The 26,620-nt window shown below is 58.7% G+C and carries 26 protein-coding genes; 13 read left to right on the forward strand and 13 right to left on the reverse strand.

Translation table 11 applies throughout. The features are described 5' to 3' along the window. The first annotated feature begins 169 nt into the window (after positions 1-169). Positions 170-1,771 carry a BCCT family transporter gene (locus ACR0K5_RS15710; RefSeq protein WP_480630594.1) on the forward strand — a complete coding sequence of 534 codons (1,602 nt, stop codon included), beginning with the start codon at positions 170-172 and terminating at the stop codon, positions 1,769-1,771. Between the two features lie 318 nt (positions 1,772-2,089). Next, complete coding sequence (locus ACR0K5_RS15715; protein WP_480630595.1) at positions 2,090-3,241, forward strand: SGNH/GDSL hydrolase family protein; 1,152 nt, start codon at positions 2,090-2,092, stop codon at positions 3,239-3,241. Between the two features lie 183 nt (positions 3,242-3,424). Here the strand turns inward: ACR0K5_RS15715 and rpsO are convergent, their stop codons facing one another. The 6 genes from rpsO to rbfA form a co-directional block, all read right to left on the reverse strand. After that, on the reverse strand, positions 3,425-3,694 hold the full coding sequence (gene rpsO, locus ACR0K5_RS15720; protein ID WP_008757925.1) for a 30S ribosomal protein S15: 270 nt from the start codon (positions 3,692-3,694) through the stop codon (positions 3,425-3,427). Between the two features lie 143 nt (positions 3,695-3,837). Then, positions 3,838-4,851 carry a calcium-binding protein gene (locus ACR0K5_RS15725; RefSeq protein WP_480630596.1) on the reverse strand — a complete coding sequence of 338 codons (1,014 nt, stop codon included), beginning with the start codon at positions 4,849-4,851 and terminating at the stop codon, positions 3,838-3,840. Between the two features lie 94 nt (positions 4,852-4,945). After that, a complete protein-coding gene (locus ACR0K5_RS15730) occupies positions 4,946-5,449 on the reverse strand; it encodes a DUF1643 domain-containing protein (protein WP_480630597.1) in 504 nt (167 codons plus the stop codon). A gap of 22 nt (positions 5,450-5,471) precedes the next feature. Then, positions 5,472-6,377 carry a tRNA pseudouridine(55) synthase TruB gene (gene truB / locus ACR0K5_RS15735; RefSeq protein ID WP_480630598.1) on the reverse strand — a complete coding sequence of 302 codons (906 nt, stop codon included), beginning with the start codon at positions 6,375-6,377 and terminating at the stop codon, positions 5,472-5,474. A gap of 54 nt (positions 6,378-6,431) precedes the next feature. Further along, the gene (locus tag ACR0K5_RS15740) at positions 6,432-7,175 is read right to left on the reverse strand and encodes a phosphodiester glycosidase family protein (protein ID WP_480630599.1); all 744 of its coding nucleotides are present in this window, start codon (positions 7,173-7,175) and stop codon (positions 6,432-6,434) included. Continuing rightward, the gene (rbfA, locus tag ACR0K5_RS15745) at positions 7,172-7,567 is read right to left on the reverse strand and encodes a 30S ribosome-binding factor RbfA (protein ID WP_170735813.1); all 396 of its coding nucleotides are present in this window, start codon (positions 7,565-7,567) and stop codon (positions 7,172-7,174) included. Before rbfA ends, ACR0K5_RS15740 begins: the two co-directional genes overlap by 4 nt. A gap of 90 nt (positions 7,568-7,657) precedes the next feature. Between rbfA and dapB the strand changes: the two genes are divergently transcribed. Both dapB and ACR0K5_RS15755 read left to right on the forward strand, forming a co-directional pair. Then, positions 7,658-8,467, forward strand: coding sequence for a 4-hydroxy-tetrahydrodipicolinate reductase (gene dapB / locus ACR0K5_RS15750; RefSeq protein ID WP_480630600.1), 810 nt, complete (start codon positions 7,658-7,660; stop codon positions 8,465-8,467). Positions 8,468-8,506: 39 nt separating this feature from the next. Further along, a complete protein-coding gene (locus ACR0K5_RS15755; RefSeq protein ID WP_480630601.1) occupies positions 8,507-9,190 on the forward strand; it encodes a DUF2306 domain-containing protein in 684 nt (227 codons plus the stop codon). On the opposite strand, the gene ACR0K5_RS15760 is transcribed toward ACR0K5_RS15755, so the two are convergent. From ACR0K5_RS15760 to tmpA, 3 genes are read right to left on the reverse strand one after another with little or no spacing between them, the layout of a single operon-like run. Further along, on the reverse strand, positions 9,177-9,845 hold the full coding sequence (locus tag ACR0K5_RS15760) for an ureidoglycolate lyase (RefSeq protein WP_480630602.1): 669 nt from the start codon (positions 9,843-9,845) through the stop codon (positions 9,177-9,179). The two genes, ACR0K5_RS15755 and ACR0K5_RS15760, sit on opposite strands and share 14 nt — an antisense overlap. After that, positions 9,842-10,432, reverse strand: a complete 591-nt coding sequence (gene tmpB, locus ACR0K5_RS15765) for a (R)-1-hydroxy-2-trimethylaminoethylphosphonate oxygenase (RefSeq protein ID WP_480630603.1) — start codon at positions 10,430-10,432, stop codon at positions 9,842-9,844. Before tmpB ends, ACR0K5_RS15760 begins: the two co-directional genes overlap by 4 nt. Beyond that, positions 10,429-11,565: a 2-trimethylaminoethylphosphonate dioxygenase gene (tmpA, locus tag ACR0K5_RS15770; RefSeq protein WP_480630604.1), complete on the reverse strand. Its 1,137-nt coding sequence runs from the start codon at positions 11,563-11,565 to the stop codon at positions 10,429-10,431. The genes tmpB and tmpA overlap by 4 nt, the downstream gene beginning before the upstream one ends. A 98-nt stretch (positions 11,566-11,663) precedes the next feature. Between tmpA and ACR0K5_RS15775 the strand changes: the two genes are divergently transcribed. Further along, positions 11,664-12,518: a LysR family transcriptional regulator gene (locus tag ACR0K5_RS15775; protein WP_480630605.1), complete on the forward strand. Its 855-nt coding sequence runs from the start codon at positions 11,664-11,666 to the stop codon at positions 12,516-12,518. Between the two features lie 4 nt (positions 12,519-12,522). On the opposite strand, the gene ACR0K5_RS15780 is transcribed toward ACR0K5_RS15775, so the two are convergent. After that, positions 12,523-12,705: a DUF1674 domain-containing protein gene (locus tag ACR0K5_RS15780; protein ID WP_480630606.1), complete on the reverse strand. Its 183-nt coding sequence runs from the start codon at positions 12,703-12,705 to the stop codon at positions 12,523-12,525. 88 nt (positions 12,706-12,793) lie between these two features. Between ACR0K5_RS15780 and ACR0K5_RS15785 the strand changes: the two genes are divergently transcribed. The 7 genes from ACR0K5_RS15785 to ACR0K5_RS15815 all read left to right on the forward strand — a co-directional run bounded on the left by ACR0K5_RS15785 (position 12,794) and on the right by ACR0K5_RS15815 (position 21,266). Beyond that, positions 12,794-14,053, forward strand: a complete 1,260-nt coding sequence (locus ACR0K5_RS15785) for an RsmB/NOP family class I SAM-dependent RNA methyltransferase (RefSeq protein WP_480630607.1) — start codon at positions 12,794-12,796, stop codon at positions 14,051-14,053. Positions 14,054-14,143: 90 nt separating this feature from the next. Then, entirely contained in the window at positions 14,144-15,883 is a 1,740-nt protein-coding gene (locus ACR0K5_RS15790) for a heparinase II/III family protein (protein WP_480630608.1), read from the forward strand. A 22-nt stretch (positions 15,884-15,905) separates the two neighbouring features. Further along, positions 15,906-17,495, forward strand: coding sequence for a bifunctional phosphoribosylaminoimidazolecarboxamide formyltransferase/IMP cyclohydrolase (gene purH, locus ACR0K5_RS15795; protein ID WP_480630609.1), 1,590 nt, complete (start codon positions 15,906-15,908; stop codon positions 17,493-17,495). After that, a complete protein-coding gene (lspA, locus tag ACR0K5_RS15800; protein ID WP_480630610.1) occupies positions 17,495-17,971 on the forward strand; it encodes a signal peptidase II in 477 nt (158 codons plus the stop codon). The genes purH and lspA overlap by 1 nt, the downstream gene beginning before the upstream one ends. 50 nt (positions 17,972-18,021) lie before the next feature. Continuing rightward, positions 18,022-18,537: a DUF3035 domain-containing protein gene (locus tag ACR0K5_RS15805; RefSeq protein WP_480630611.1), complete on the forward strand. Its 516-nt coding sequence runs from the start codon at positions 18,022-18,024 to the stop codon at positions 18,535-18,537. Between the two features lie 81 nt (positions 18,538-18,618). After that, the gene (locus tag ACR0K5_RS15810) at positions 18,619-19,959 is read left to right on the forward strand and encodes a M16 family metallopeptidase (RefSeq protein WP_480630612.1); all 1,341 of its coding nucleotides are present in this window, start codon (positions 18,619-18,621) and stop codon (positions 19,957-19,959) included. After that, positions 19,956-21,266 (forward strand): M16 family metallopeptidase, encoded by a 1,311-nt coding sequence (locus tag ACR0K5_RS15815; RefSeq protein ID WP_480630613.1) that lies wholly within the window; start codon positions 19,956-19,958, stop codon positions 21,264-21,266. The genes ACR0K5_RS15810 and ACR0K5_RS15815 overlap by 4 nt, the downstream gene beginning before the upstream one ends. Before the next feature lie 22 nt (positions 21,267-21,288). Here ACR0K5_RS15815 and ACR0K5_RS15820 read toward each other — a convergent pair whose 3' ends face one another. From ACR0K5_RS15820 to deoC, 3 genes are read right to left on the reverse strand one after another with little or no spacing between them, the layout of a single operon-like run. Further along, a complete protein-coding gene (locus ACR0K5_RS15820; protein ID WP_480630614.1) occupies positions 21,289-22,098 on the reverse strand; it encodes an SDR family oxidoreductase in 810 nt (269 codons plus the stop codon). Positions 22,099-22,121: 23 nt separating this feature from the next. Continuing rightward, positions 22,122-24,455, reverse strand: coding sequence for an aldehyde dehydrogenase family protein (locus ACR0K5_RS15825; RefSeq protein ID WP_480630615.1), 2,334 nt, complete (start codon positions 24,453-24,455; stop codon positions 22,122-22,124). Between the two features lie 11 nt (positions 24,456-24,466). Further along, positions 24,467-25,465, reverse strand: a complete 999-nt coding sequence (gene deoC / locus ACR0K5_RS15830) for a deoxyribose-phosphate aldolase (RefSeq protein ID WP_480630616.1) — start codon at positions 25,463-25,465, stop codon at positions 24,467-24,469. 200 nt (positions 25,466-25,665) lie between these two features. Here deoC and ACR0K5_RS15835 point away from each other — a divergent pair, with 200 nt between their 5' ends. After that, entirely contained in the window at positions 25,666-26,619 is a 954-nt protein-coding gene (locus ACR0K5_RS15835; protein ID WP_480630617.1) for a metal ABC transporter solute-binding protein, Zn/Mn family, read from the forward strand. The last annotated feature ends 1 nt before the right edge of the window (position 26,620 follow it).

Here is a 26,620-nt window from a genome sequence, read left to right on the forward strand (position 1 = left end):
ATACATTCTCGTGTGTGAATGCGTTTTGTAAAAAAGTGGTTGCAGTGTAGGTTGTTACCATTGAACCTGCGGTTGAAAGGACGGAAACGCGCCAGGGAGTAGAACACTCATACCCGTCGGCCGCCCGAATACCTTGGCGTTTGCAGATAGCGAACAGAAGGGCAATCGAATGGCACAATCAAAGAAGATGCTGGATCCGGATCCCCGGGTTTACGACTTCGAAACGGAATATGAGCTGGGGCAGGATAACGTCCGGCCGTTTGGCCTGGACATCCACAACCCGGTCTTTCTGATCTCGAGTATCATGATTTTTGCGTTCGTCCTGATCGCATTGGCCAACCAAGAGGCGGCAGCTGCGTTTTTCGGCTGGCTCCGGCCTTGGCTGACCAGCACATTTGATTGGTTTCTCGTCCTTTCGGTCAACGCAATCACCCTGTTCTGCCTCGTTCTGATCATCCTGCCGGTCGGCAGTGTGCGGATCGGTGGTAAAGACGCCAAGCCTGATTATTCCTATGCCGGATGGATCGCGATGATGTTCGCCGCTGGTATTGGTATCGGTCTGCTGTTTTTTGGCGTGATGGAGCCGGTATATTATAACTTTGCCGAAGGCGGAAATGCACGGCCTCTGGGTATTGATATCGCCGTTCCCGGCAATGAGTATGTCGGCGTTGTCGGCACTATCCATCACTGGGGCCTGGAAGCTTGGGCGGTTTATGCCGCGGTCGGCCTGAGCCTTGCGATCTTCGCCTATAACCTGAACCTGCCGCTGACCCTGCGCTCGGCCTTCTATCCGATCCTAGGTGAACGCGTCTGGGGCTGGTGGGGTCATATCATCGACACTCTGGCCGTTTTCGCCACGTTGTTCGGGCTGACCACCTCTTTGGGACTGGGCGCACAGCAGGTTGCAGCGGGTCTTTACGAGGTCTTCGGTATCGAGCCCAGCCCGACCGTGGTAGTGCTGCTGATCATCGGTATCACGATGATTGCATTGGGGTCGGTTCTGATGGGGATGGATGCCGGTGTCAAACGGCTGAGTGAGATCAACATGATCATGGCCGTCGGCCTGTTCGTCTTTGTAATCGCAGTAACGGGTATTGGCACTGCGATTGCCCGGTATTTCAACGTGATGCGGGATTACGTCATGCATCTACCTGCGTTGTCCAACCCGTTCGGGCGAGAGGACACCAGCTATTTCCATGGCTGGACAACTTTCTACTGGGCGTGGTGGATCGCGTGGTCACCCTTTGTTGGCATGTTTATTGCCCGAATTTCAAAGGGTCGTACCGTTCGTGAGTTCATCATCTGCGCGCTGCTGGCACCGACAGCGGTCTGCGCCCTTTGGATGTCGACCTTCGGCGGCGCTGCGATCGACATGTTGAACGCAGGCGGAGCAGAAGGTGTTCGCGCAACAGTGATTGACAGCTACGCTCCGGAAGGTGCGTTGTTCGGCTTCCTGAAGGAACTACCGCTTTACAGCATCGTGGCCCCGATCGCTCTTGTCTTGATCGTTATCTTTTTTGTCACCTCGTCCGACTCAGGCTCGTTGGTGATCGACACGATCACTGCAGGCGGCAAGATGGACGCGCCGGTGGTTCAGCGCGTGTTCTGGTGCACTCTGGAAGGTCTGGTCGCCATTGCGTTGCTGTTGGGAGGCGGTCTCTCCGCGCTACAAGGTGCGGCTGTTTCAACTGGCATACCTTTTACGCTGGTGGTTTTGATCATGTGCTATTGCCTGTGGCTGGCGCTGAAATCGGAAAAAGCAAAGATGTAGGGAAGGTCCATGAAGGCCGTAACGCCCGCTTTTCAGCGGGCGTTACTTTGGGGAGACGAACATGGCCGCACCGAGATCGAAAAGACACTGGATCTACAAGTGCTCGTTCATCCAGAGCCAACAACCGCATTGATCAATAAGGGTCGATGCACCTTCACCGTCTCGCTGCATAGTTCACCACCCAGGCCAGATTGCGCGTGCGTAGTGCGAGGTTCGCTGTGGTCCCAATTTGCGGCAACATGCCTTTCTTTCTATTCTATGTCAGCCCAGCGTATTCATTTGTAATCTGTGCGACGTAATACGCCCGGAGGATACCGTATGAAGTTCAGCAAAAGAGCGCCCAGCATATTCGGGATCCGACTTGTCCATCTGCTAATCATCTCCCTCGTCTGCTTATTGGTGTCGGAGGTGCTTTCACGCATCTATATTGCGAAATTTTGGACCGAAACCAAAAGATCGTATTTTCTGGACAGCGGTGAAGTGCGGGGGCGGTTGGCCAGCCACACATACCTCCCGTATATCCCGGCGTCCGGTTACTCGACTTTGACGAACCGCCATAATTCTCTTGGGTTCAGGGGCGAAGAAATCGACATCGCGAAACCGGCCGGTACCACGAGGATCGTGGCGATCGGAGGGTCAACGACCTACGGAACTCATGTTCAGAACTACAGTCAAGCCTACCCGGCGCAACTCGAAGCTTTGCTGAACGTCGACTCCCAGGACTTTGAGGTTGTGAATGCCGGTGTTCCCGGCTGGGTTTCGACGGAACATCTCATCAATCTTCAGACACGAGTTCTTCCGCTCAACCCTGATATTATTATCATATTCCAGGGCAGGAATGAGCTATTTGCGCAAGCTTTCAATAACTTCAAGCCAGACTATTCTCATCTCAGAACGTCGAATTACAGTTTCCTTCACACGAACCACTCGCTGAAACGTGTCTTCAATTTTTCCAGATTGGCGATGCTGGTGGTTTCGATTCAACCAAGATGGTTTGGATGGGACCGGTATGAAGAGCACCCGGGATACGGTCAGAACCGGTACGAAAACAGGCCAACTTTGGAAGAACTAATCGACAATCTCGAAAAACCTGAGAACATTGAAACTTACCGCTCCAACACGATGTCAATGATCGGAATGGCCCGGGCAAACGGTGTCAGGGTGGTTTTGGCGACTATGCCATTTCAGGCGGAAAAATTTGCGAGCGGGGTTCTGCCGGTTCGTATCGTCGCTCCAACACCCGAAGATCGCGCAACCCTGTATGAAGCCCTATCCTCACAGGTCGAGGAGAACAATCAGGTCGTCCGGGCGCTGGGTAAAGAATACGGAGTTCCAGTTGTGGAACTGGCCGACCTGAACTCAAGGCCAGAGCTGTTCCTGGATGATGTCCATTTTGACGAAGTCGGAAATGAAGAGCGCGCCAAAATCCTGTTTGAAGCGCTGAGAAGCCACGAGCTTCTGGAGCAATAGCCGCATCATCGCGTCAGGGTCATTTGAGCGGTAACTTGACCTGCATTGCCGACGCCCTCTTGGTGTGCCTGCGGCAATTTTGGCTTTCCACTAGCTGTCAAAAAAAAACGCCCGCCAAAATGGCGGGCGTACAAATCAGACGGTCCGGGTTTCAGAACCGGTACAAAACGCTCAAAATGGCGCTTAGCGGCGGATGCCCAGCTTTTTGATCAGGTCCTGGTAACGCGCTTCTTCTTTGCCTTTCAGGTAGTCCAGCAGCTTACGGCGCTGGGCAACCATTTTCAGCAGACCGCGACGACCGTGGTTGTCTTTTTTGTGGGTCTTGAAGTGCTCGGTCAGGGTGGTGATGCGCGAGGTCAGGATAGCAACCTGTACTTCAGGCGAACCGGTGTCGCCGTCTTTGGTTGCGAATTCTTTCATGACGCGTGCTTTTTCAGCGGCAGTGATCGACATCGGGGTCTCCTTTGAAGGTTAGAGTTGATGGCGCAGGCCGGGATGTCGTCCAGCACAGGCCCATGGAGAAAACCGCACCGATTCCGATGCGGATGGGCGCGTATAGGCGCATTTTCATCAAATGGCAAAGGGAATCTGCGGGCTCAGACCATTTGCCCATACTGCGCCAGCTGCGCTTCAGTGATCAACTGAATATCGGCCACTGTCATACCTTCAGCCCCGTAAACTTGTGCCACTTCCTGACCGTTGATCATGACGCGCGTCAGGTTGGCGTTTTCAGCGTCAGGTTCCACCTCAATCTCCGGGTCGACCTCATCCTTCCAGGTTACAAGCAGCTTGTCCTCACCGGGTTGGAAGCCCATGACAGTGACGTCTTTCTCACCTGGGCCCAACACGATGTCATCGGCGCCCTGCCCACCGGTCACCACATCCCCGCCGCCTGCCACAATGGTATCTTCACCAGCGCCGCCATTCAGGAAATCCTTTTCGGCTGCGCCGTTTTCGATGCCGAAGACAAAGTCGTCGCCGTCGCCGCCGAAGATCGTATCTTCACCAGCGCCACCGTTCAGGGCATCGTTTCCGAACCCGCCCTGCAATGCGTCATCATCGGCTCCGCCCGTCAGAGTATCGTCGCCCTGACCGCCATAGAGCTCGTCTTCTCCGTCGCCCCCATCCAGTGTGTCGTCCCCAAAATGGCCGAACAAGGCGTCGTCCCCCTCGTTGCCGAACAGAAGGTCGTCATCCGCCTCTCCGTGCAGAACATCATCACCCTGACCGCCCGAAATCGTATCCGTACCGTCGCCCCCGTGCAGAACGTCATCGCCCTTGCCGCCGTCGATGGTGTCATCGCCGCCAAACCCGTTGACCTGGTCGACACCATCCTGTCCGGTGATCTCGTCCGGGCCATCGCTACCGGCAATCACAAGGTCACCTTCAAATTCCGAGATGACAGTGCCAGTGGACGGGCTTTCGATGTCGGGGTTTACCGGGTCTTCGACGTTTTCGCTAATCTCAAGAAACTCTCCGGTATCAGATTCAGTTTCTGCGTCCTCGTTGGGTCCGTCCTCTGAAACGTCCTCGTCTTCGATCAGCATTTCGCTCATTGCGTATGCAGCGCCGCTGATGGCGGCCAGTCCGATTAATCCGGCTAGAAACATGACACCCCTCCGATGGCAGAATGCTCCGAGGGTGAACATCCCATGCGATCGGCAATCGGATCAAAGTCAAGTTGTTGAAATGGTTAATAATTTGTCACCAAAGCTCGGGCTGTTGAGTGTAGGCGATATAAAGTGGGTGCTTGGGGTGACCGCCTTTGGTCAACCCCAGATGGAACAGCGGCTGGCCAGTGCGGCGCAGCAGAGTTTCCACCGCCGGGCCCCGGCCCAGATGTGTACCATGGGTGCCCCAGGCGGCGATAACCTGATCAGCCCACTGAACTCCGTCCAGAATGGCGGCGTCATTTTCCGGGCCTACCGGATCGGCAGCAGCGCGCATCTTGCGCGGGTCGGTGTCGCGCCAAGCAAAGATGTTGGTCACCTGAAACGCGCCAAACCCCAAGGCCCGCGCGCGACGTTCGCAGCGTTCAACTGTCGGGTCGTTCTGCACCTCGGTCGCGGTCGATGGGTTCAGCATCACAAACAATGCCTTCCGCCCCGCAGTATCCCAGGCGCGGGTGAGGCTATAGCGGTACTTTTCGCAGTCGGAATAAACGGCGGTCGAGGGCGCGTCGCCCTTGGTATGGGAACGGGTGATCATGCCCAATCGCCTAACACGTGATTTAGGCGACGAACACCCGGCTGGGGTGCAATTCGCCGGATTTATAAACCCCCACGGCCACGGCCTTGCCATCCAGCGAGGCCCATGCCTCGTCGCCGTATTCAACATCTGAGGCCAACACCATGCCCGGGTTGCCATTGCGCAGACGCGTGGCGCCTTCGGGGGTGCATTTCAGTTCGGGCAGGTCCGACAGACCGGTTTCCAGCGGGTGCAAAAATTCATCCAAGGCGGCGGTCTTTGCCATTTCGTCGATCTGTTCGACGCTCAGCCCGTCTTCGGCCTCGAACGGGCCGGACCAGATCCGGCGGAGTTCCCTGACGTGGCCGTGGCATCCCAGCGCTTCGCCCAGATCGCGGGCGATAGAGCGGACATAGCCACCCTTGCCGCAGGTCATTTCCAGTACAACGTGATCATCGTCAGGACGGTCGACAAGGATCAGCTCCTCGACCCAAAGAGGCCGGGCGGTCAGTTCCACATCCTCGCCATCGCGGGCCAGCTTATACGCACGCTGGCCGTCGATCTTAACAGCGGAGAACTTGGGCGGGACCTGCATGATGTCGCCCAGAAACGGCGTTAACGCCTGTTTGATATCTTCATCAGAAGGGCGGGCATCGCTTTCGGCAATCACTTCACCCTCGGCATCGTCAGTGTTGGTGGCCTGACCCAGACGTACGGTAAAGGTGTAGGCCTTCAAAGCATCCGTGATGTAGGGGACGGTTTTGGTCGCCTCACCCAGGGCCACGGCCAGAACGCCGGTCGCCTCGGGGTCCAGCGTACCCGCATGACCCGCTTTCTTGGCATCCATTGCCCAGCGCACCTTGTTGACCACGGCGGTTGAAGTCATGCCCGCGGGCTTGTCCACCACCAGCCATCCGGAAATGTCGCGGCCCTTGCGTTTGCGTCCCATAATGCACCTTGAATCTTGCCGAGGCCGGCGACCTAGCGGATCACTCTGCCGCTGTCAATTTGCAGGTGTGTCTTCGACGACGCCCACGATCGGCCCAAGTGAAAACCCGATATCAGACCGGTTGCTTGCCCGTTCATACATACGGGAAATATTGCCGTCGAAGAACAGCGCGTTCGGCGTTTCCAGCACGTCCCGGAACAGGCTGCCGAACTCGTGGAACGTGACATAGTCCTCCGAAATCGCAAACACCGCCCGTTTCCCATCATTGCTGGTGCCCACCCCGTTGCGCAAATAGAGCGAAGTTGAATCGGGCAGAAAACGCGGGTGCAGTTCCCCGTCGATCACCAGCATCGGGCCGGATTGCGTGGCAAAACGGCACGTGGGTGCCTGATCGGCATAGTCCAGGGTCTCGAACACATCCGCGCGACCTTCGCGAATGCAGAACACACCATTGGGCAACAGGCCAAAGTTGCCCGGACCAGCGTTTGGAATGACCCGCATCTGTTCTTCACCATCTTGGACGTAATGGCCAACCGGAGAGCGGTCGTCATGATACATACCTGCGTTCATGGCAAATGCGAGTCTTTTGCCGTCGGGGACCAGTGTCTCGTTTACGGACGAGAAGTGGCCCAGTACCTCGCCGTCGTCACCGTTGAGAAACAGCCGCAGGTCTTCGTTTGCCGCGTCGACTTCGCAGACGGTATAGCGCTTGTCTTCATGGGTCAGCTTTTCGCAAGTAACCGCAGAAGCTTGCGCGGCCCAGAGAACCGCGCCCAATGTGACTAGCGCCCGGATCACTCGTCCAGATCGCGGCGCACCGCGTCCTGTTCGAACATGCGGCGGGTATCGTCGAGACGGTCGAACGTGTCATCCAGCCGGAACCGCAGATCGGGCGAGAATTTCAGGCCGACCTTCTTACCTACCATGCGGCGCAGTTCGCTTTTGTTGCGGGCGAGCAGTTCGATCACGTCCTCCTGCCCCTTGCCGCCCAGCGGCAGCACATAGGCGGTGGCGATTTTCAGATCGGGCGAGGTGCGCACCTCACCCACAGTGATCGACATGCGGTTCAGGTCGGGGTCGTGGACATCTCCGCGCGCCAGAACTTCGGACAGGGTGCGGCGGATCAGTTCACCGACGCGTAGCTGTCGTTGGGACGGGCCGGGGCCATCGTGGAATTTGTTCTTTGCCATATCCCCGATCTAAGCCCAAAGCAGGGCTTTGCCAAGCGGGCGCGAACGGGGTAGGAGGCTTTGAGCCGAATTCGAGAAAGGACCAGCGCTATGACCCATATTCCGGGGATCGTCATCACAGGGGCTTCGGGCCGTATGGGGCAGATGCTGATCAAGACTGTAGCCGACAGCGATCAGGCGCGTCTGGTGGGTGTTGTCGAGCGTGAAGCCCACGATTGGATCGGTCAGGATGTGGGCGAGGCGATGGGTGGTCAGGCGCTGGGCGTCACGGTCACCGATGACCCGCTGGAAGCATTTGCGCAGGCGCAGGCGGTGATTGATTTCACCGCGCCCGAGGCGACGCTGGAATTTGCCGCTCTGGCCGCGCAGGCGCGCTGTGTACATGTGATCGGCACAACCGGCATGACAGACGAACAGATCGCAGCGCTGGAACCGGCCGCGCGCCACGCGGTGATCGTACGCGCAGGTAACATGAGCCTTGGTGTCAACCTGTTGGTGCAACTGACCAAAAAGGTCGCAGCTGCGCTGGATGAGGATTTTGACATCGAAATCATCGAAGGGCATCACCACCACAAGGTTGACGCACCATCCGGCACCGCTCTGATGTTGGGCGAGGCTGCTGCCGAGGGGCGTGGTGTCAATCTGGCAGATGTGTCTGACCGGGGTCGCGACGGCATCACAGGGGCCCGCAAACGCGGTGACATCGGATTTCACGCCGTTCGTGGCGGCGACATTGTGGGCGAACATGACGTGCTGTTCGCCGCGCCCAGCGAGCGCATCGTCCTGCGTCATCTGGCCAGCGACCGGGCGATCTTTGCCCGCGGTGCACTCAAGGCCGCGCTGTGGGGGCAAGGTAAGGCCCCTGGCCATTATGACATGGTGGACGTACTGGGGCTGTAAGCCATAGACGAAGCGGCTGCTGGCGCTAAGCTCTGATTTATGAGGATTCGGCGCTCTGGATTGGCAACCGGCGTTTTGCTTGCAGTGTTTTACCTGACACTGCTGCCATTCGTGGCGCATGGCGTTGGTATGGTAGGCATTGGGTTGTCGAAGGACGCGGCCCGGCAGAGCTATCTGTTCGCGGATGGCCAGATTGTCGGCAATGCAGCCATGTTGGTGCATATCCTTGCAGGCACGTTATTGATTGTACTTGTGCCGCTCCAGCTGCTCAAAGGTTTGAGGTTGAAATACAACCGCCTGCACCGCGCGTTGGGCACAGTGCTGGTTACGCTGGCTCTGATCGCCGGGCTGGCGGGTATGACCTATATACCATTGCGCGGAACAATCGGCGGCCCGGTGATGTCAGCCGCGTTTTTCCTGTATGGGCTCTGCCTGTTCACTGCTGCGCTGATGGTGGCGCGCATGGCCCTTGAAGGGGATCGCGCAGGCCATTGGGCGTGGGGGCTGAGGCTATTCTGGCTGGCGTTGGGGTCGTGGCTTTACCGTTTGCATTACACCCTTTGGTATTTGTTGACCGGCGGGGTGGGGTCAGAGCCCGATTTCTCGGGCCCGTTCGATCTGATTCAGAATTTCGCGTTCTATGTACCGTATCTGTTGGTCGTGCAAATCTGGATCGCCCACAATCGTGCGGCTCATCAAAAAGCCCTGATTACAGGTCCTTGATCTTGTCAGCCCGTAAGGAACAAGCGAGATAGACGCCGAACTCTTTCCCGATATCGGCGCTGACACGAGCATGGACGCGCCCTTGCCGATCTAGGAACCGCTGATTGTCCTCAACCGGGAAAATCCCCTCATGCCATATACCGGGATGGATATAGAGGCCGCGTGAGCCATCGCACCAGAACGCCACAACTTTTTCCGGCGTCAGGTTGTCGCCGGGCAGGGCAGCAGGCACGATGAAGGGTTTGTTGTCCAACGGCCAGAACATCTGTCCGCCATCCGGGTGGTAGTTCATGTGCCACAACAGCACCTGATCGCGAGGCACGGTTTGACGGTCTGTTTGTGCCTGCTGCGGATCAGTGGACCAACCCAGCACATAGTGGCCTTTTACGGCCTCGTTCTCACCATACAGGACATCACCCTGCCAGTCGCATTTGAACGTGCCTTCGACCCAGCCGCCCTCGTCACCGGTCCCTTCATCAATTGGTCGCCAGCCCTGTTGGGGCCAGCGCGTGATTTCAATCTCGAGTGTATCGGGGTCGTCGACCAGACAGCCATACCCTTTGACCGATTCCTCAGTGGCTCGGATCAGCGGAACCTCATGCCACGGCAGGGATGGTTTTGAACTGGCCTCAAAGATGTACTCCGGCGCGTTCATGGCGTACCCAGATGCCTGTCAACCATGCGCTGCACCATCGGTGCGAAATGTGCAAAGTCCGGCGTTTCCATATCGGCGCGTTTACCGGCCTCGTCGAGATACCGCACCTGAATGATCTCTTTCAGGTTCGGGTTGGCCTCGAACTCCGCGATTTCCTCGGCGCTCATCGGGCCGCCCTGCAGTTCCAATGTATGGACTGACGCGGCAGACAGACGGTTGAAGTATTCGGGTTTGGTGGCGCAGAGATACCGTTTGGCAGCCACATGATACCGGCAGCAATCGGTGACGACCGAAGGAAAGAACTGTTCCAGCACTTCCGCCCCCGCATCTTCATGGTGACGATCTTCTGTGTCGTCGGGGTGATAGGTGCCGAATTCGGATGTGAAATGGCCGATATCATGCAACAGAGCTCCGACGATGATTTCTTCGGCCTGGCCGTTCTGTTCGGCAATGGTGGCACCTTGCAGCATGTGCTGGGCCATTGTGACGGGTTCGCCCAGATATTCCTCACCTCCGCGGCGTTCAAAGATATCGCCGATAAAGGCGACGATGTTGTCCCGGTTCAGAGTCGAGAAATCGGGTTTCATTCCGCCGCCTCCGGATGCGCCATCTCCATCGCCGCCAGCGTGGACAGCAACCCGTCCTTGTCGGCGTAACACCCCTGCAACCAGCGCGATCCCGCACCGGAATATCCCAGACGCGCGTGCAGAACACGGGTGTTGTCGACGATGAAGCTTTCGCCCGGTTCAAGTTTGAACGACACGCCCATGGCCGGGTCGTCGATAACCTCGCCCAATTGACGATAGGCGGCGTAATAGGCTTCCATCTGGTCGAACGGGATGTCTACAAAAGGCGCGGACGAGCGGTTGTTGAAGCGAATGCCGATCAGTTCGCCATCAGGTGACAGTTCGATCATCGGGCGGCGCGAGCGCAGGCAAACTCCGTCAGAACCTTTGTATTCGAAGCGCGCCGGGTAGCCAGCCAGCAGGGCAAATCCTTCGGGGTTCTGTTCGCGCAGTTTTTCGGCGGCGCGGAAGCCGTCGACAACGATCGAGTCTCCACCTTCGGCGCTGTTTTCCAGGCAGTAGAGGATTTGCAGTGTCGGCACCGGGTCGCGATAGGGGTTGTCAGTGTGGGCCTGCAATCCCAACCCGGTATAAGCGAGGTTGGTCGGGTTCACCTCGGTCCGGACCTCGAAATAGGGGCCATAATTGGTCTCGCGGACGTAGCCGAACAGGTCGGCCACTTTCAGCAGCGATTCCGGTTCGGCCGGGCCGCCCGTCAGCTTGGCGAAACCGAACTCTGCTACAGAAGCCAGCCATTTGCGTTTGGCTGCAGGGCTGGCATGGACCTTGTTCCAATCGCCGCTGGGCGCGTCGATGCCGCGTTCCCACGTCGTGATGCCGGGGGCGATACGACCCAGTGCAAAATCTTGATCACGGTCATAGCTGTGTTCAGCCAGCCATTCAGACGGGAAGATAACGTTCTTGCCCTCAGGCTGGAACGTGACCTGCAAACCGCCCGAGACAACCTCGGCAGCGCTAACCGAGATGTCGGCAGGGATATCGCCAATTGTAATCAGCCGCTGGCCGTTACCGGGCGCGCGGGTGTCGGCGTCCAGCGCGTTGTCGCGTAGCCAAATGGCGTGAAAACGGGCTTGGGTTCCGGACTCGAACTCGACGGTGACGATCGAGGTATCGTGGGTGGCAGAGCGCAGCATGGGGGTCTCCTGTTCAGCGCGGGCTTTGGTTGAGCAGATACGTCGTTCATGGCATTACGACAATTAATCCTTATTTCGGCTGAGGCTTGGAAAATCTAATGGCTAAGAAAAAGATCGGGTTACCGCCACTGGATTGGTTGCGCGTTTTCGAGGCCGCCGGGCGTCTTGGTGGGTTCTCGGCAGCGGCTAAGGAGTTTGGGCTGACGCAGGCCGCTGTCAGCCAACGAATCGGCAATCTGGAAACCTGGCTGGGCCGGTCTTTGTTTGTGCGCGAGGCGCGAGGCGTGTCCTTGACGGTTGAGGGCGAAAGCTATTTGCCCTTGGTGCAAGACAGCCTTCGTGCGTTGGAACGCAACACTGAGGACCTGTTTGGCAAATCCCCACGCGAGCTGCGCGTCGCCGGGTTGTCTTCGAACATTCACGCACTGGTCTTGCCTGCCCTGACCAAATTTCAAGAGGTACAGCCCAAGGTTCTAGTGATGACCGACTCGGTCGCACGCCGGTCGTCCCTGGATGAAGAGCGGACTTGGCTGCAAATCCGTTATGGCCGGGGCATGTGGGCCGGGCGCGACTCTGCTTTGATTGCTCGTGAGAGTCTTGTGCCCATGGCGGCGCCGGGTGTCGACTGGGGTGCCCCTCTGATTGATCTGCGCGGAGAACGCCCCGGTTGGCGAGAGTGGAGCCAGAAAGGTGGTCAGCAGGACTTGCCGCCTTCAAAAATCAGCTTCGATTCGATGGAACACGCGATTTCGGCAGCGCGACGCGGTATGGGGGTGGTTCTGGGCTCGGTTCCGCTCGCCTCTGCCGACCTTCAGGAGGGGCGGTTGAACAAGCTGGATTTGCCTGAATTGCAAACCAAGGACGGATACTGGCTGACGTGGCCCGAAGATCGGGCGAAATCCAACAAACAACGTGCGTTGATCGAGGATTTCCTGCAGGCGCTGCGCGGCTGAGCGTTCAGAAGTCGATGGCGATGCCCTTCTTTTCCCAATCTCCATAACGGGCCGGGTCTGGTCCGTCTCGACCACCCAGCTCTTTCGGCATTTCTTTGGCCTCCGCCTCGGCTGTGCGGCGGCGTTCTTCCGCTTCGGCCAGTGCGCGCCGTGCGGCTGGGGGCAGGTCTTTGCGGTCGTCACTCATGACATCGGGTTCCTTTCCGTGCACAGCCTTGATATACGCCCGCGTCCGCCATTGGCAATGCGGGCACGGGTCACATGAAGGCGGTACCATGTCAAACAGCGCAACAGCAGCACGGCGCAGCGCAATCTACCTTTTGGATCAGGTTCTGGGTGAGGGTCGCTTGCTGTCCGAATGTCTGGCGGCAGGCGCTCTGGATCGGTTGCAGCCTGAAGACCGCGCGCGTGCTCAGCGCCTGGCACTGGAAACGCTGCGCGGGCTGGAACGTGCCGACCGTTTGCTGGACAACCACTTGAACCGCACACCCGCCCTGACGGTTCACAACGCGCTGAGGCTGGGCGCGGTTGAGCTGTGCAACGGTGAAGCGGCGCATGGCGTGGTCAATTCCATGGTCGAGATCATCAGTCGTTCGCGCAAGCATGGGCGTTTGAAGGGCCTGGTGAATGCTGTTCTGCGCAAGGTTGCTGCCGAAGGGCCGGAAGCGTGGCCGAAAATGCGCGTTCCGCGCTTGCCGGAGTGGTTGCGTGAGCCGCTGATCGCAGCCTGGGGCCTGGATGCCGTTGCTGGAATGGAGCAAGCACATTTCGCAGGGGCGCCACTGGATCTTAGCTTGAAGCCCGGGGCTGAAGGCCCCTCGGGCGATCAACTGCCTACGGGGTCTGTGCGTATACAGGATGCCGGTCAGGTCTCGACTTTGCAGGGATACAAGGCTGGAGATTGGTGGGTGCAGGACGCCGCCGCGGCTTTGCCGGTTCGCGTTTTGGCGCCGAAGGCGGGCGAGAAAGTGCTGGACCTCTGCGCGGCCCCGGGTGGGAAAACGATGCAACTCGCCGCTGCGGGGGCTGATGTAACGGCGCTGGATGTGTCAGATTCGCGGATGGAACGGGTGCGCGAGAACCTTGCGCGAACCGGCCTGAAGGCAAAGGTCGTTGTTGGCGATGCGCTGGAACACGAAGGTCAGTATGATGCAATCTTGCTGGACGCGCCTTGTTCCGCCACAGGTACGATCCGCAGGCATCCTGACTTGCCGTTTGCCAAGGACGGTTCGGAGTTCGGCGGATTGATCGAGCTCCAGACGCGCATGTTGGCCCATGCATGGAGCTTGCTGAAGCCCGGAGGGCGTCTGGTCTATTGCACCTGTTCCCTGCTACCGGACGAAGGCGAAGTTCAGGTCGAAGACGCGTTGGACATGTATCCGGACATGGCCGTGGACCGCGATGCTCTGAAGATACCCGGTGTCGAAACAGATTGGATCACCGAAGAGGGCGGCTTGCGATTGCGACCGGATTTTTGGCCGGATCGGGGTGGTATGGATGGGTTCTATATCGCGTGCCTGACCAAATCTGTCTGACCGCACACTTTTCGATGACTTGACGATCGGCGCGGTCTATCGTTGGGTCTCAAGCGCCAGCAGAGCGCAAGGGGCAGAGTAACGCGAGACATGTCGAACTCGGACACCATGACCAGTCGGTGGATGCGGTTTCAGAACCGTTTCTACGCGCGTCTGAGCCAGCGGCAAAAGGCGGTCACGGGGTTTGTCGCGCAACCCGACCCGCGCTCGGTGGGCTCGTTCGCACGTGGACGGCAACTGGTTGCCGGAAACCTGTTGTTCGCCGGGTATCTGGTCGAGGCCGAAGATACCGGGCTTTGGGACGTTGCCGCTCCCAGCGCTGGTTTTGATGAAGAACGTCACGGTTTTGCGTGGCTGGATGATCTGGCCGCAGTTGGAGATATGCGAGCACGGGAAAAGGCACAGCGCTGGGTTTGGGGCTGGATCGAGGCGCATGGACGCGGGCAAGGACCCGGCTGGGTGCCTGATCTGACCGGCCGGCGGGTCATGCGCTGGATCAATCACGCGATCTTTCTGCTGCGTGGCGTGGATGAAAAGCAAAGCAAACTGTTCTTCCGGTCGCTGGCCCAACAGACATGGTTCCTGTCCAAACGTTGGCAGGCTGCTACTCCAGGGTTGCCGCGATTTGAGGCTCTGGCCGGTTTGGTACAGGCCGGTTTGGCTATGGAGGGTTTGGAGCAGATGGCCGACCCGGCCTTGCGTGCGCTGGCCGGGGAATGTGACCGTCAGGTCGACGCACAGGGCGGCATTCCGACACGCAACCCTGAAGAATTGCTTGAGGTGTTCACGCTGCTCAGCTGGACTTCGGCGGCTCTGAACGATCTGGGACGCGGTACGCCTGTCGCGCAGGCCAATGCGATCAAACGGATCGCGCCGACCCTGCGAAGCCTGCGCCACGCGGATGGAGCCTTGGCGCGGTTCCATGGTGGCGGGCGCGGAGTCGAGGGACGTCTGGAACAGGCCCTTGCGCAAAGTGGCGTCAAACATAAGGCAGCCACGGAATTGCCAATGGGCTATGCCCGCCTGTCCGCCGCGCGCACCACGGTGATTGTAGATGCCAGCGTTCCGCCTTCCGGCGCGGCCTCGTACAATGCGCACGCCTCTACTCTGGCGTTCGAGCTGACCTCGGGGCGGCGGCCGTTGATCGTAAATTGCGGGTCGGGGGCCAGTTTCGGCTTGGATTGGCGGCGCGCCGGACGGGCGACGCCGTCGCATTCGACCTTGTGTCTGGACGGGTTTTCCAGCGCCCGTCTGGCCAACCCGTTACCGGGCCGAGAGGCGCAGGCGCTGGTGGATGCACCACAAGAGGTGCCGGTCGACTTCGAAGACGCGTTCGAAGGCATCCGCTTCATGGCAGGGCATAATGGGTACGCCAAGGTATTTGGCCTGACCCATGCGCGGACATTCGAGTTGCGATTTGATGGGCGCGAGCTGACCGTCGAAGATATTCTGCTTACTGCGACCGACAAGGCGAAGCGTCAGTTCGACAAGGCGATGGATGCTTCGGGCCTCAAAGGCATCGGGTATGACATTCGTTTTCATCTGCATCCGGATGTTGATGCCGCGCTGGATTTGGGCGGGGCGGCGGTGTCGATGGCACTCAAAAGCGGTGAGATCTGGGTTTTCCGTCATGATGGCGTTGGAAAATTGTCCGTCGAGCCAAGTGTTTACCTTGAAAAAGGGCGTTTAAAGCCACGCGCGACAAAACAGATCGTTCTATCCGGGCGCGCAATGGAGTATGCGACGCGCATCCGGTGGACACTGAGCAAGGCACAGGACACAGCCTATGCCATGCGCGATACGCACCGGGACGAGCCAGAATTCGACTGACGCCAAAAGGACCTTTGGACCCATGACCGATCTTCACCCCGTGCGCCGCGCGTTGCTTTCCGTATCCGACAAAACCGGGCTGATCGAGCTGGGCAAGGCGCTGGCCGAGCGCGGGGTTGAACTGCTGTCGACCGGCGGCACCGCCAAAGCGCTGCGCGACGCGGGACTTGCGGTCAAGGATGTTAGTGATGTGACCGGCTTCCCTGAGATGATGGATGGTCGGGTCAAGACCCTGCACCCGATGGTGCATGGCGGCCTGCTGGCGCTGCGCGACAATGACGCCCATGTTGCAGCCATGAACGAACACGGCATCGGTGCAATCGATCTGCTGGTGGTGAACCTCTATCCGTTCGAGGCAACTGTGGCCAAAGGTGCGGGATACGATGAGTGTGTCGAGAATATCGACATCGGCGGTCCGGCGATGATCCGCGCGGCGGCCAAGAACCATGCGTTCGTAAACGTGGTCGTGGACGTTGAGGATTACGACAAACTGCTTGGCGATATGGATCAGCATAATGGTGCGACCTGTCCGAAATTCCGCCGTAAGTTGGCGCAGAAAGCCTATGCCCGTACCGCCGTCTATGACACCGCTGTGTCCAACTGGCTGGCTGACGCGCTTGAGCTTGAAGCGCCCAAGCGTCGCGCCTTTGCGGGTGAGTTGAAGCAGACCCTGCGCTATGGCGAGAACAGTCATCAGCAGGCCGCATTCTATACCGATGGTACAAACCGTCCAGGTGTGGCGACTGCGGTGCAGCATCAGGGCAAGGAACTCAGCTACAACAACATCAACGACACAGATGCGGCGTTTGAGCTGGTGGCCGAGTTTGACCCGACGCAAGGTGCGGCTTGTGCCATAATCAAACATGCCAACCCCTGCGGTGTCGCCAAAGGTGCATCCCTGCTTGAGGCCTACAAGGCCGCGTTTGACTGCGACCGTACGTCGGCCTTTGGCGGGATCGTTGCGCTGAATCAGCCGCTGGACGCTGAGACCGCGCAGGAGATCACCGGCATATTCACCGAGGTCGTGATCGCTCCCGGCGCATCGGATGAGGCCAAGGCAATCTTTGCCGCCAAGAAGAACCTGCGCCTGATGACGACCGAGGCGCTGCCGGATGTGACTGCCGGTGGCAAAACCGTGCGTCAGGTGGCTGGTGGCCTTCTGGTACAGGATAAGGATAACGGCTTTGTCGGTATGGATGACCTGAAAGTTGTGACCAAGAAGGCCCCGACTGACGAGCAAATGCGTGACCTGTTGTTTGCCTGGAAAGTGGCGAAACACGTCAAGTCCAACGCCATCGTCTACGTCAAGGATGGTGCAACCGTGGGCGTGGGTGCCGGGCAGATGAGCCGTGTGGATTCGGCCCTGATCGCTGCCAAGAAAGCCGAACGCATGGCGGATGTGCTGGACCTGCCGCAACCGTTGACCATTGGATCGGCTGTTGCCTCGGATGCTTTCTTCCCCTTCCCCGACGGACTGATGGAGGCCGCCGAAGCCGGCGCGACCTGCGTGATTCAGCCGGGCGGCTCGATGCGTGACGATGAAGTCATCGCGGCGGCGGATGAGGCCGGTCTGGCCATGGTCTTTACCGGCATGCGCCATTTCCGTCACTAATGCGAACACGCCTGCTTCTCTGGGCGGCGCTGGCCGCTTTTGCGATCGACCAGATCAGCAAATATCTGGTCGTTCACGTCATGCGCGTGGCAGAACAGTCAGACGGCATCGATGTTTTGCCGCCGCTGCTTGTCTTCAAATATGGCGAGAATCGGGGCATCAACTTCGGCCTGTTCCAAGGAAACTCGGAGGCCGCGCGCTGGGTGCTGATCGGTATTTCCGTGGCGATTTGTGTTGGTGTTCTTGTCTGGCTCAGTCGCTCGACCCCCACCAAATTCATGCTGTTCTGCGGCGGCCTGTTGGTCGGGGGCGCGCTCGCCAATGTTTTGGACCGGGTCCTCTATGGCTTTGTTCTGGATTTCCTGAACATGTCCTGCTGCGGCATCAACAACCCGTTTGTGTTCAATCTGGCGGATGTGTTCATATTTGCGGGAGCTATCGGGCTGGTGCTGTTTGATGGCAAAAAGGCCTCGTGACGCGCGGGATGATATGCGATAAAAGCGCCTGAAACAGGCTGGAGACACCAATGCGGATGCCGCGCGCCATATTTGTTTTGACTGTTGCCGCTGCGGTTGCGGCATGTTCGAATCCTGGTCTGCGGGATCTGGCGCCTCCGGGTCCGGGTCCGGATGAGTTTTCGGTGTTGCCGGTCAAGCCGCTGACGCAACCTCAGGACTATGCCTTCTTGCCTGCACCCACGCCGGGCGGAGGGAATCTGACTGATCCGAACCCCAATGCCGATGCTGTGGCTGCACTGGGTGGTAACGCCGCTGCTCTGAACCCGAATACTGCCGTGCCATCCTCGGATGCGGCGCTTGTCACAGCCTCCAGTCGTTATGGCGTGTCACCGGATGCGCGGCAGGTGGTCGAGGCCGAGGATGCCGCGTTCCGCAAACGCCGTGGCCGCTGGACCGGATTGCGGCTGTTCCCGGTCGATCGTTATGGTCAGGTCTATGAACGGCAATCAATCGATCCGTTCTCGGAAACCGAGGCAGCGCGACGGGCGGGGATTGAAACCCCATCGTCGCCGCCGGGTGAATAATTCTTAACTTTCCGTCATCGGGCTTGAACCCGGGCCGCGCCACCGTAGTTTGAATATCAGAAACGAAACGGAGGATGCCCCATGGTTCGGGCCCTGGCCTTGTCGGCTGCCCTGATCGCTGCCACCCCGGTTTTTGCCGAGGATGGGAAAGAAGCGGTCACCACATTCACTTTGGACAACGGCATGGATGTCGTCGTGGTCGAAGACCACCGCGCACCGGTCGTACAACACATGGTCTGGTACCGTGCGGGATCTGCGGATGAGCCGATCGGGTCGTCCGGTGTGGCGCATTTTCTGGAACACCTTCTGTTCAAAGGCACCGATACGTTGGCCCCGGGTGAGTTTTCAGCCACCGTTGCGGCCAATGGCGGCAACGACAACGCTTTTACCTCGTATGACTACACCGCCTATTTTCAACGTGTCGCTGCCGACCGGCTTGAGCTGATGATGCGGATGGAATCTGACCGGATGCGGAACCTTCGGCTGAACGAAGAGGATATTCTGAACGAACGGGACGTGATCCTTGAGGAGCGCAACCAGCGTACCGAAAACAACCCGCGTGCCCTGTTCGGAGAACAGATGAGTGCGGCTCAGTATCTGAACCATCGCTACGGCGTGCCGATCATCGGTTGGATGCACGAGATGGAAGAACTGGACATGGAAGATGCGCTGTCTTTCTACCAGACCCATTATGCGCCCAATAACGCCATTCTGGTGGTGACGGGTGATGTTGACCCCGAAGAGGTCCGCACTCTCGCCGATCAGTATTACGGTGTGATCCCTGCCAATCCGGACTTGCCCGAGCGGGTTCGATCTCAGGAACCTCCGCAAACGGCCGAGCGTCGCCTGACCTTCAAGGATGCTCGCGTGGCTCAGCCTTATGTGCAGCGCAGCTATCTGGCACCGGAACGCGATCCGGGCGAACAGGAAAAGGCTGCTGCTTTGTTCCTGCTGGCCGAGTTGCTGGGTGGAAGCACCACGTCTTATTTGAACGAAAAACTGCAGTTCGATCAGCAGAAGGTCGTCTATGCCGGGGCGTTCTATCGCGGCGTTTCGCTGGATGACACGACCTTTGATCTTATCGTTGTTCCGGCCGAAGGCGTTTCGCTGCAAGAAGCCGAAGACGCCATGGATCAGGCCGTAGCCGATTTCGTCTTCGAAGGTGTGAACGAAGACGATCTGAACCGCATCAAGATGCAACTGCGCGCTTCGCAGACTTATGCTCGTGACAATGTGGACGGGATCGGCAACCGCTATGGCCGCGCACTGACCAGTGGTCTGACGGTCGAGGACGTGCAGGCCTGGCCCGATATCCTTCAAGCCGTGACCGGCGATGAGATCATCGCCGCCGCACGTGAAGTTCTGCAACCCGAGGCATCGGTCACAGGCTGGTTGATGCGCGATGATGAGGTGACGCAATGAAACGGTTTCTTGCAACGCTGATTGCCTGTCTGGTTGCCCTGCCGGCTCTGGCCGAGATCGAGATAGAAGAGGTGACTTCGCCCGGAGGCATCAAAGCCTGGCTGGTCGAGGATCATTCAATCCCTTTCACTGCACTGGAACTGCGGTTCCGTGGCGGCACGTCGTTGGATGACCCTGACAAACGCGGCGCTGTGTACCTGATGAGCGGACTGATTGAGGAAGGCGCAGGCGAGATGGATGCTCGCACCTATGCGCGCGAACTGGAAGCCCTGGCTGCGTCTTTCCGCTACAACTCAGGTGACGACACAGTTTCGATTTCCGCACGTTTTTTGACCGAAAACCGGGATGAGGTCGTCGATTTGCTGCGTACAACAATCCACAAACCGCGCTTTGATCAGGACGCGGTTGACCGTGTGCGCGCGCAAATCCTGTCAGGTCTGCGCTCGGACCAGACCGACCCCAACGAAATCGCAGGCCTCAGCTTCGCGCAGATGGCCTATGGCGATCACCCGTACGGGTCCGAGGGTAAAGGTACAATCGAAAGTGTCTCGGCCCTGACACGCGAAGATGTGGTGTCCGCTTACAAAGGCGTCTTTGCCAAGGATCGTCTGTATGTAGGGGCCGTCGGTGATATCACGGCCGAAGAATTGGGTGCCTTGCTGGATACACTGCTCGCCGACTTACCGGAAGCAGGCAAACCCATCCCCAGCAAGGCTGATGTGAGCATTCCCGGCGGAGTCAGCGTTGTTGAATTCGACACGCCTCAGTCTGTGGCGCTGTTTGGTCAATCAGGGATTGATCGCGACGATCCGGATTTCTTTGCCGCCTTTGTGCTGAACCACATACTCGGCGGTGGCGGGTTTGAAAGCCGACTGATGCAGGAGGTGCGCGAGAAGCGCGGCCTGACCTATGGCGTTGGGACGTATCTGGTACCTAAAGATCTGGCCTCAGTCTATCTGGGGTCTGTGTCATCGGCCAATGATCGTATCGCCGAAGCGATTGACGTAATTCGCAACGAATGGGCGCGCGCTGCCGCCGAAGGTGTGACGCAGAAGGAACTGGACGACGCTAAAACCTATCTCACCGGCGCCTATCCGCTGCGCTTTGATGGCAATGGACAGATTGCCGGGATCATGGTTGGAATGCAGATGGAAGGCCTGCCTATCGACTATATCGCAACTCGGAATGACAAGGTGAATGCGGTGACATTGGAAGACGTGAACCGGGTCGCTGCCGAACTGCTCGACCCGGATGGTTTGCACTTTACTGTCGTTGGCAAGCCAGTCGGCCTCGAAACAACGAACTAAACTGAAAGGGGTGGGCAGCAGCTCACCCCTTTTTCATGCTACGCAGCATGTCTCCCATCATCTGGCCGAACTTGCCTGACCCGCGCTGATAAAGTGCCCCGTCAACGGCCAGTACCGTTCCGCTGATATAGCTGGCCATCTCCGAGCTGAGGAACAGGCAGGCATTGGCCACATCCTGCGGCTGACCCCAGCGGCCAAGTGGTACGTCGCGGCGCAGCGCCTCCCCGGCATCGGGGGTTGGGGCAAGGCGCTTGGCGCCTTCGGTACCTTCGATGAACCCCGGCACGACCGAGTTTACCCTGATCCCCTCCACACCCCATTCCATCGAGAGTGTCCGTGTAATCTGGTCAACACCCGCCTTGGCGGCGCATACATGAGCCTGTCCTTCGTAGGGGAGGTAGGATTGCGGGGCCGAGATGTTGATGATGCTGGCGCCGGGACGTTTCAGGTAGGGGTAAGCGCCTTTCATCACGTGGATCGTGCCCATCAGGTCAATGTCGATCACGGTCTTGAACGCGTTGACCGACATTTCGGATGCCAACGCCGGGAAATTGCCCGCTGCGCCCGACACCAGAACGTCGAAGTCACCGAATGCCTCGTGGAACTGTTTCAGGCCGGCTGCCACGGCCTCCGGGTCGCGCACGTCAAACGCCGCCCCAATGGCATCCTGTGCGCCAGCAGCTTTCAACGCGGCGACGGTGTCATCGACTTTTTCCTGCGACCGGCTGGCAACGGCCAATTTGGCACCCGAGGCCGCAAAGGCCTCGGCGATGCCTCTGTTGATACCGCTCGTACCGCCGATCACAATGACGGTCTTACCCGAAAAATCCATGTAGGTCTCCCTTGGCGGGAGCCCTACTCGCCGTAGGGCACCCAGATGTTTTTAACTTCGGTCGCAGCCTGCAGGAAGCGGCGCGAATGGTCCATGCTCCAGTCAAATGCCGTCGCGTTATTGACCCAGGTCCGTTTCAGGTTGCCGGCCGACACCGCTTCGATCTCTTTCGAAAGGTCGGTGGACGAGAAGGACCAGACCGCATCCACATTCAGGTGCGAAGCCAGAGGTTTCGCCAGTTCTGCGTGGCTGCCGGTCAGGATGTTGACCACACCAGCAGGGACGTCCGAGGTTTCAAGGACCTGGTAGAAATCGGTTGCGGCCAGCGGATAAGGCTCCGAAGCCACCAGAACCACCCGGTTGCCCATCGCAATTGCCGGGGCCATGGCCGAGACCAGTCCCAGCAGTGGCGCCTCATCCGCGCATAGGGCACCGATGACACCCACGGACTCTTTCATGGCAATTGCCACGCCCCGGATCGGCACTCCGTGCACCTGACCGTCATACTTGTCAGTCCAGGCGGCGGCGGTGAACAGGCGCTGAATCGAGGCTTCTACCTCTTTCGCGCCGTCTTTCTTGCCCGTCATAGTGTCGATGCGTTCGGCGATTTCATTGGCGCGGGCCGAGAGGTTTTCACCAATGTAGTACAGGATCTGTGCCCGCAGGTGGCCGGTAGTCTTGGACCAACCCTTGGCACCCGCCGCAGCCTCAACCGCGTTGCGGATGTCCTTGCGGTTCGCCAGTCCCACATGGCCCAGCAGTCCGGACTTGCCCCAGACGGGTTTGGAATAACCCCCATCAGGACGCGCTTGCTTGCCACCGACATACATCTTTGCAGTGCGATCGATGGGGCCGACCGGAGCACCTTCGCCCATAGTGGCTTCAACCTTTGCAAGCGGCTTGGCCTTGCCTTTGGGCTTGGTGTAGGCCGCAAGCCCTTCCCAACCGCCTTCGCGGCCAAAGCCGCTTTCACGTACTCCGCCAAAGCCCGCAGCGGCGTCGAACAGGTTGGTGGCATTCACCCAGACCACGCCCGCAACCAGTTTGGGCGCGATATCCAGCGCAAGGTTTACGTTCTCGGTCCACACGGTCGCGGCCAGCCCGTAACGGGTGTTATTGGCCAGCTCGACAGCTTCTTCCGGGGTGCGGAAGGTGGACGAAACCAGAACCGGGCCAAAGATCTCTTCCTGCATCAGCGGGTCCGAGGTTTCCAACCCCGAAATCAGCGTCGGAGGGTAGTAGCAGCCGTTTGCGGGCAGCGCGCACGCTGCCTGATGAACGTGACCAACCGTGTTACTTTCGACCATTCCCTTGATGGTCTGTAACTGAACCGGGTCCACAACCGCGCCCACATCGATGCATTTGTCCAGTGGGTCGCCGATGCGCAGCGTGTCCATCCGCGCGCGCAGCTTCTCATGGAAACGGTCGGCGATGCCTTCCTGAACCAACAGGCGCGAGCCTGCACAGCAGACTTGACCCTGATTGAACCAGATCGCATCGACCAATCCTTCGATGGCACTGTCGATATCGGCGTCATCAAAGACGACGTAGGCGGACTTACCGCCCAGCTCCAACGTCAGTTCCTTGCCCGAACCTGCGGTTGCTTCGCGAATACGGCGTCCAACAACGGTTGAGCCGGTGAAAGCGATCTTGTCCACGTCCGCGTTCACGATCATCTCACCCACGGCGCCGTCACCGGTGACGATGTTGACCACGCCTTTCGGCAGGCCAGCCTGCGAACAGATATCGGCAAACAGCAGCGCGGTCAGAGAGGTATACTCGGCCGGTTTCAAGACAACAGTATTGCCCATCGAGATCGCGGGGGCGATCTTCCATGCAAGCATCAGTAGCGGGAAGTTCCACGGGATGATCTGGCCGCACACACCCAGAGCCTGGGCATCAGGCAGTTCGCTTTCCATTAGTTGCGCCATGCCCGCATGGTAATAGAAATGCCGCTGCGCCAGCGGGATGTCGATGTCGCGCGACTCGCGAATCGGTTTGCCGTTGTCCAGGCTTTCCAGCACGGCGAACAGACGCGAATGCTTCTGCAACAAGCGCGCGATTGCATAGAGGTACCGTGCGCGGCCCCCACCGCCCAGCTTCTCCCACTTTGGCTGTGCTGCGCGCGCGGCGGCAACTGCGGCATCCACATCGACCTGTTTCGCCTGTGTCAGCTTGGCCAATACCTCTCCGGTCGCCGGGTTGCGGCTGTCGAAGCCTCTACCCGGCTTGGTGAATGCACCATCAATGTAATGCCCGAACTTGTCGCCCTGATCGACCAGCCAGGCCAAAGCCTCGGCAGCGCTTTCGGGGGCAGGACCGTATTCCATGGTTTCGAAAATCTCTTTGACTGTCATTATTCTTATCCTCAGCCCATGGAGTGACGGTAGCCAGCCGAGTAGGACCCGGTGACATAGTGTTCCAACTGACGCTCGATATCGCCCAGCAGCGACGACGCGCCAAAGCGGAACAGGTCGGGTTCCAGCCAGCGATCACCCAGCTCGTCCTTGATCAGCGACAGGTAAACCAGAGAGTCCTTGGCTTTCGAAATGCCACCCGCGGGCTTGTACCCAACGCGATACCCGGTGCGGTCGTAATAGTCGCGGATCGCACGGATCATCACCAGCGACACGGGCAATGTGGCGTTGACGCTTTCCTTTCCGGTCGAGGTCTTGATGAAATCTGCACCCGCCATCATGCAGACCATCGAGGCGCGCGCGACGTTGCGCAAGCTGCCCAGCTCTCCGGTGGCAAGGATGGCTTTCACATGTGCATCGCCACAGGCCACGCGGAAGGCTTTCATCTCGTCATAAAGGGCCTGCCAGTCGCCCGAGAGCACGTGGCGACGCGAGATCACGATGTCGATTTCTTCAGCACCAGCTTTCACGCTCTCTTCAATCTCAGCCACGCGCAGGTGGAAGGGGGACAGGCCCGCAGGAAATCCGGTAGACACCGCAGCAACCGGAATGCCTGTGCCTTTCAGCGCGTCCACAGCGGTTTCGATCATGTCGTGATACACGCAGACTGCGCCGGTGGTGATCAGTGGCATATCCAGCGCTTGAAGGACCGAAGGCGCAACGGGCTGACGCGCCTTGGCGCACAACCGACGCACGCGACCCACTGTGTCATCGCCCGACAATGTTGTCAGGTCGATCATGGTGATCGCCTTCAGCAGCCATGCGGCTTGGTATTCCTTTTTGACCGAACGGCGGCCGGGCAGGGTCGAGGCGCGGCGCTCAATGGCCGAGGTGTTGGCCTGAACGGCGCGAACCCAATCCAGGTCCAGATCCATGCCAGGGTTCCGGGGTTCGGTTACTTGCGGCAGATGCGCGGTGCGCACGGGGCTTTCTGAGCTCTGCGTATCCATAGTCACGTCCTTTGGGAGGTTTGCGACAAAATCGCACGAGAGACCGGGGAATGGAAGATGCTGGCGGGTAATGATTGGAAAATTTTTGACCAAATGGACAAAATATGCCCACTTTCTTGCGAATAATTCGCATTTGCGTTGACTTAGTTGCGAATGGTTCTCATATTCAGTTCAAACAGGACGCAAAACTGAGGTCGAAGATGATTCGCCGGGATTTTCTTGCAGCAATGGCGCTGGCTCTTTCCTTGCCAGTCTCAGCCTTAGCCGAGGCACCTCTCAAGGTGGTGGCTACGACCGGCATGATCGCAGACGCGGCACGTCAGGTCGGTGGCGATCAGGTTGAGGTCAAGGGGCTGATGGGTCCCGGCGTAGACCCTCACGCCTATCGCCAGACCCGCAGCGACATCGTGGCGATGACGCGAGCGGATCTGATCCTGTGGCATGGCTTGTACCTCGAAGCGCAGATGGAAGATTTCTTCCATGATCTGGAGCGCAAACGGACGGTTGTCGCGGTTGCTGAAGGCGTTGATAAATCGAAGCTGCGGGCGCATGACGATTATGCCGACAAGTATGATCCACATGTCTGGATGACGCCTGAACTGTGGCGGGACGTTGTGCTGGAAGTTCAGTCAGCACTCACCGAGGTTCGTCCTGAATCGGCCGAGGTATTTGCCGCAAATGCTCAAGCGCACCTGGCAGATATCGATCGCCTGACGGCCTACGCGAACGAAGCTCTGACATCGGTTCCGGACAACAGCAAGGTGCTTGTCACCGCTCATGATGCCTTTGGCTATTTCGGTGAAAGCTTCGGATTCGAAGTTCTGGGGATTCAGGGCATTTCCACCCAGTCCGAAGCCGGTCTGAACCGGATTGGTGAGCTGGTCGATCTGCTGGTTGATCGTCAGATCACGGCGGTCTTTGTTGAAAGCTCGGTCTCGGATCGTTCCATGCGGGCGTTGATTGAAGGCGCAGCCGCCAAAGGACACGAAGTAAACGTCGGAGGAGAGCTGTTCTCGGACGCCATGGGTGAAGAAGGAACCTATGAAGGCACCTATACCGGGATGCTGGACCATAACATCACCGTCATTGCCGGTGCATTGGGTGGTGATGTGCCGGGTCGTGGCATGGACGGAAAACTGTCGGCGGGGTTCTGAT

This window comes from Ruegeria sp. AB9 (assembly GCF_056542585.1).

Bases quoted from the DNA above. Each gene is read 5' to 3' on its own strand.
- ACR0K5_RS15710 (WP_480630594.1), top strand. From the start codon at position 170: ATGGCACAATCAAAGAAGATGCTGGATCCGGATCCCCGGGTTTACGAC.
- ACR0K5_RS15715 (WP_480630595.1), top strand. From the start codon at position 2,090: ATGAAGTTCAGCAAAAGAGCGCCCAGCATATTCGGGATCCGACTTGTC.
- rpsO (WP_008757925.1), bottom strand. From the start codon at position 3,694: ATGTCGATCACTGCCGCTGAAAAAGCACGCGTCATGAAAGAATTCGCA.
- ACR0K5_RS15725 (WP_480630596.1), bottom strand. From the start codon at position 4,851: ATGTTTCTAGCCGGATTAATCGGACTGGCCGCCATCAGCGGCGCTGCA.
- ACR0K5_RS15730 (WP_480630597.1), bottom strand. From the start codon at position 5,449: ATGATCACCCGTTCCCATACCAAGGGCGACGCGCCCTCGACCGCCGTT.
- truB (WP_480630598.1), bottom strand. From the start codon at position 6,377: ATGGGACGCAAACGCAAGGGCCGCGACATTTCCGGATGGCTGGTGGTG.
- rbfA (WP_170735813.1), bottom strand. From the start codon at position 7,567: ATGGCAAAGAACAAATTCCACGATGGCCCCGGCCCGTCCCAACGACAG.
- dapB (WP_480630600.1), top strand. From the start codon at position 7,658: ATGACCCATATTCCGGGGATCGTCATCACAGGGGCTTCGGGCCGTATG.
- ACR0K5_RS15755 (WP_480630601.1), top strand. From the start codon at position 8,507: ATGAGGATTCGGCGCTCTGGATTGGCAACCGGCGTTTTGCTTGCAGTG.
- ACR0K5_RS15760 (WP_480630602.1), bottom strand. From the start codon at position 9,845: ATGAACGCGCCGGAGTACATCTTTGAGGCCAGTTCAAAACCATCCCTG.
- tmpB (WP_480630603.1), bottom strand. From the start codon at position 10,432: ATGAAACCCGATTTCTCGACTCTGAACCGGGACAACATCGTCGCCTTT.
- tmpA (WP_480630604.1), bottom strand. From the start codon at position 11,565: ATGCTGCGCTCTGCCACCCACGATACCTCGATCGTCACCGTCGAGTTC.
- ACR0K5_RS15775 (WP_480630605.1), top strand. From the start codon at position 11,664: ATGGCTAAGAAAAAGATCGGGTTACCGCCACTGGATTGGTTGCGCGTT.
- ACR0K5_RS15780 (WP_480630606.1), bottom strand. From the start codon at position 12,705: ATGAGTGACGACCGCAAAGACCTGCCCCCAGCCGCACGGCGCGCACTG.
- ACR0K5_RS15785 (WP_480630607.1), top strand. From the start codon at position 12,794: ATGTCAAACAGCGCAACAGCAGCACGGCGCAGCGCAATCTACCTTTTG.
- ACR0K5_RS15790 (WP_480630608.1), top strand. From the start codon at position 14,144: ATGTCGAACTCGGACACCATGACCAGTCGGTGGATGCGGTTTCAGAAC.
- purH (WP_480630609.1), top strand. From the start codon at position 15,906: ATGACCGATCTTCACCCCGTGCGCCGCGCGTTGCTTTCCGTATCCGAC.
- lspA (WP_480630610.1), top strand. From the start codon at position 17,495: ATGCGAACACGCCTGCTTCTCTGGGCGGCGCTGGCCGCTTTTGCGATC.
- ACR0K5_RS15805 (WP_480630611.1), top strand. From the start codon at position 18,022: ATGCGGATGCCGCGCGCCATATTTGTTTTGACTGTTGCCGCTGCGGTT.
- ACR0K5_RS15810 (WP_480630612.1), top strand. From the start codon at position 18,619: ATGGTTCGGGCCCTGGCCTTGTCGGCTGCCCTGATCGCTGCCACCCCG.
- ACR0K5_RS15815 (WP_480630613.1), top strand. From the start codon at position 19,956: ATGAAACGGTTTCTTGCAACGCTGATTGCCTGTCTGGTTGCCCTGCCG.
- ACR0K5_RS15820 (WP_480630614.1), bottom strand. From the start codon at position 22,098: ATGGATTTTTCGGGTAAGACCGTCATTGTGATCGGCGGTACGAGCGGT.
- ACR0K5_RS15825 (WP_480630615.1), bottom strand. From the start codon at position 24,455: ATGACAGTCAAAGAGATTTTCGAAACCATGGAATACGGTCCTGCCCCC.
- deoC (WP_480630616.1), bottom strand. From the start codon at position 25,465: ATGGATACGCAGAGCTCAGAAAGCCCCGTGCGCACCGCGCATCTGCCG.
- ACR0K5_RS15835 (WP_480630617.1), top strand. From the start codon at position 25,666: ATGATTCGCCGGGATTTTCTTGCAGCAATGGCGCTGGCTCTTTCCTTG.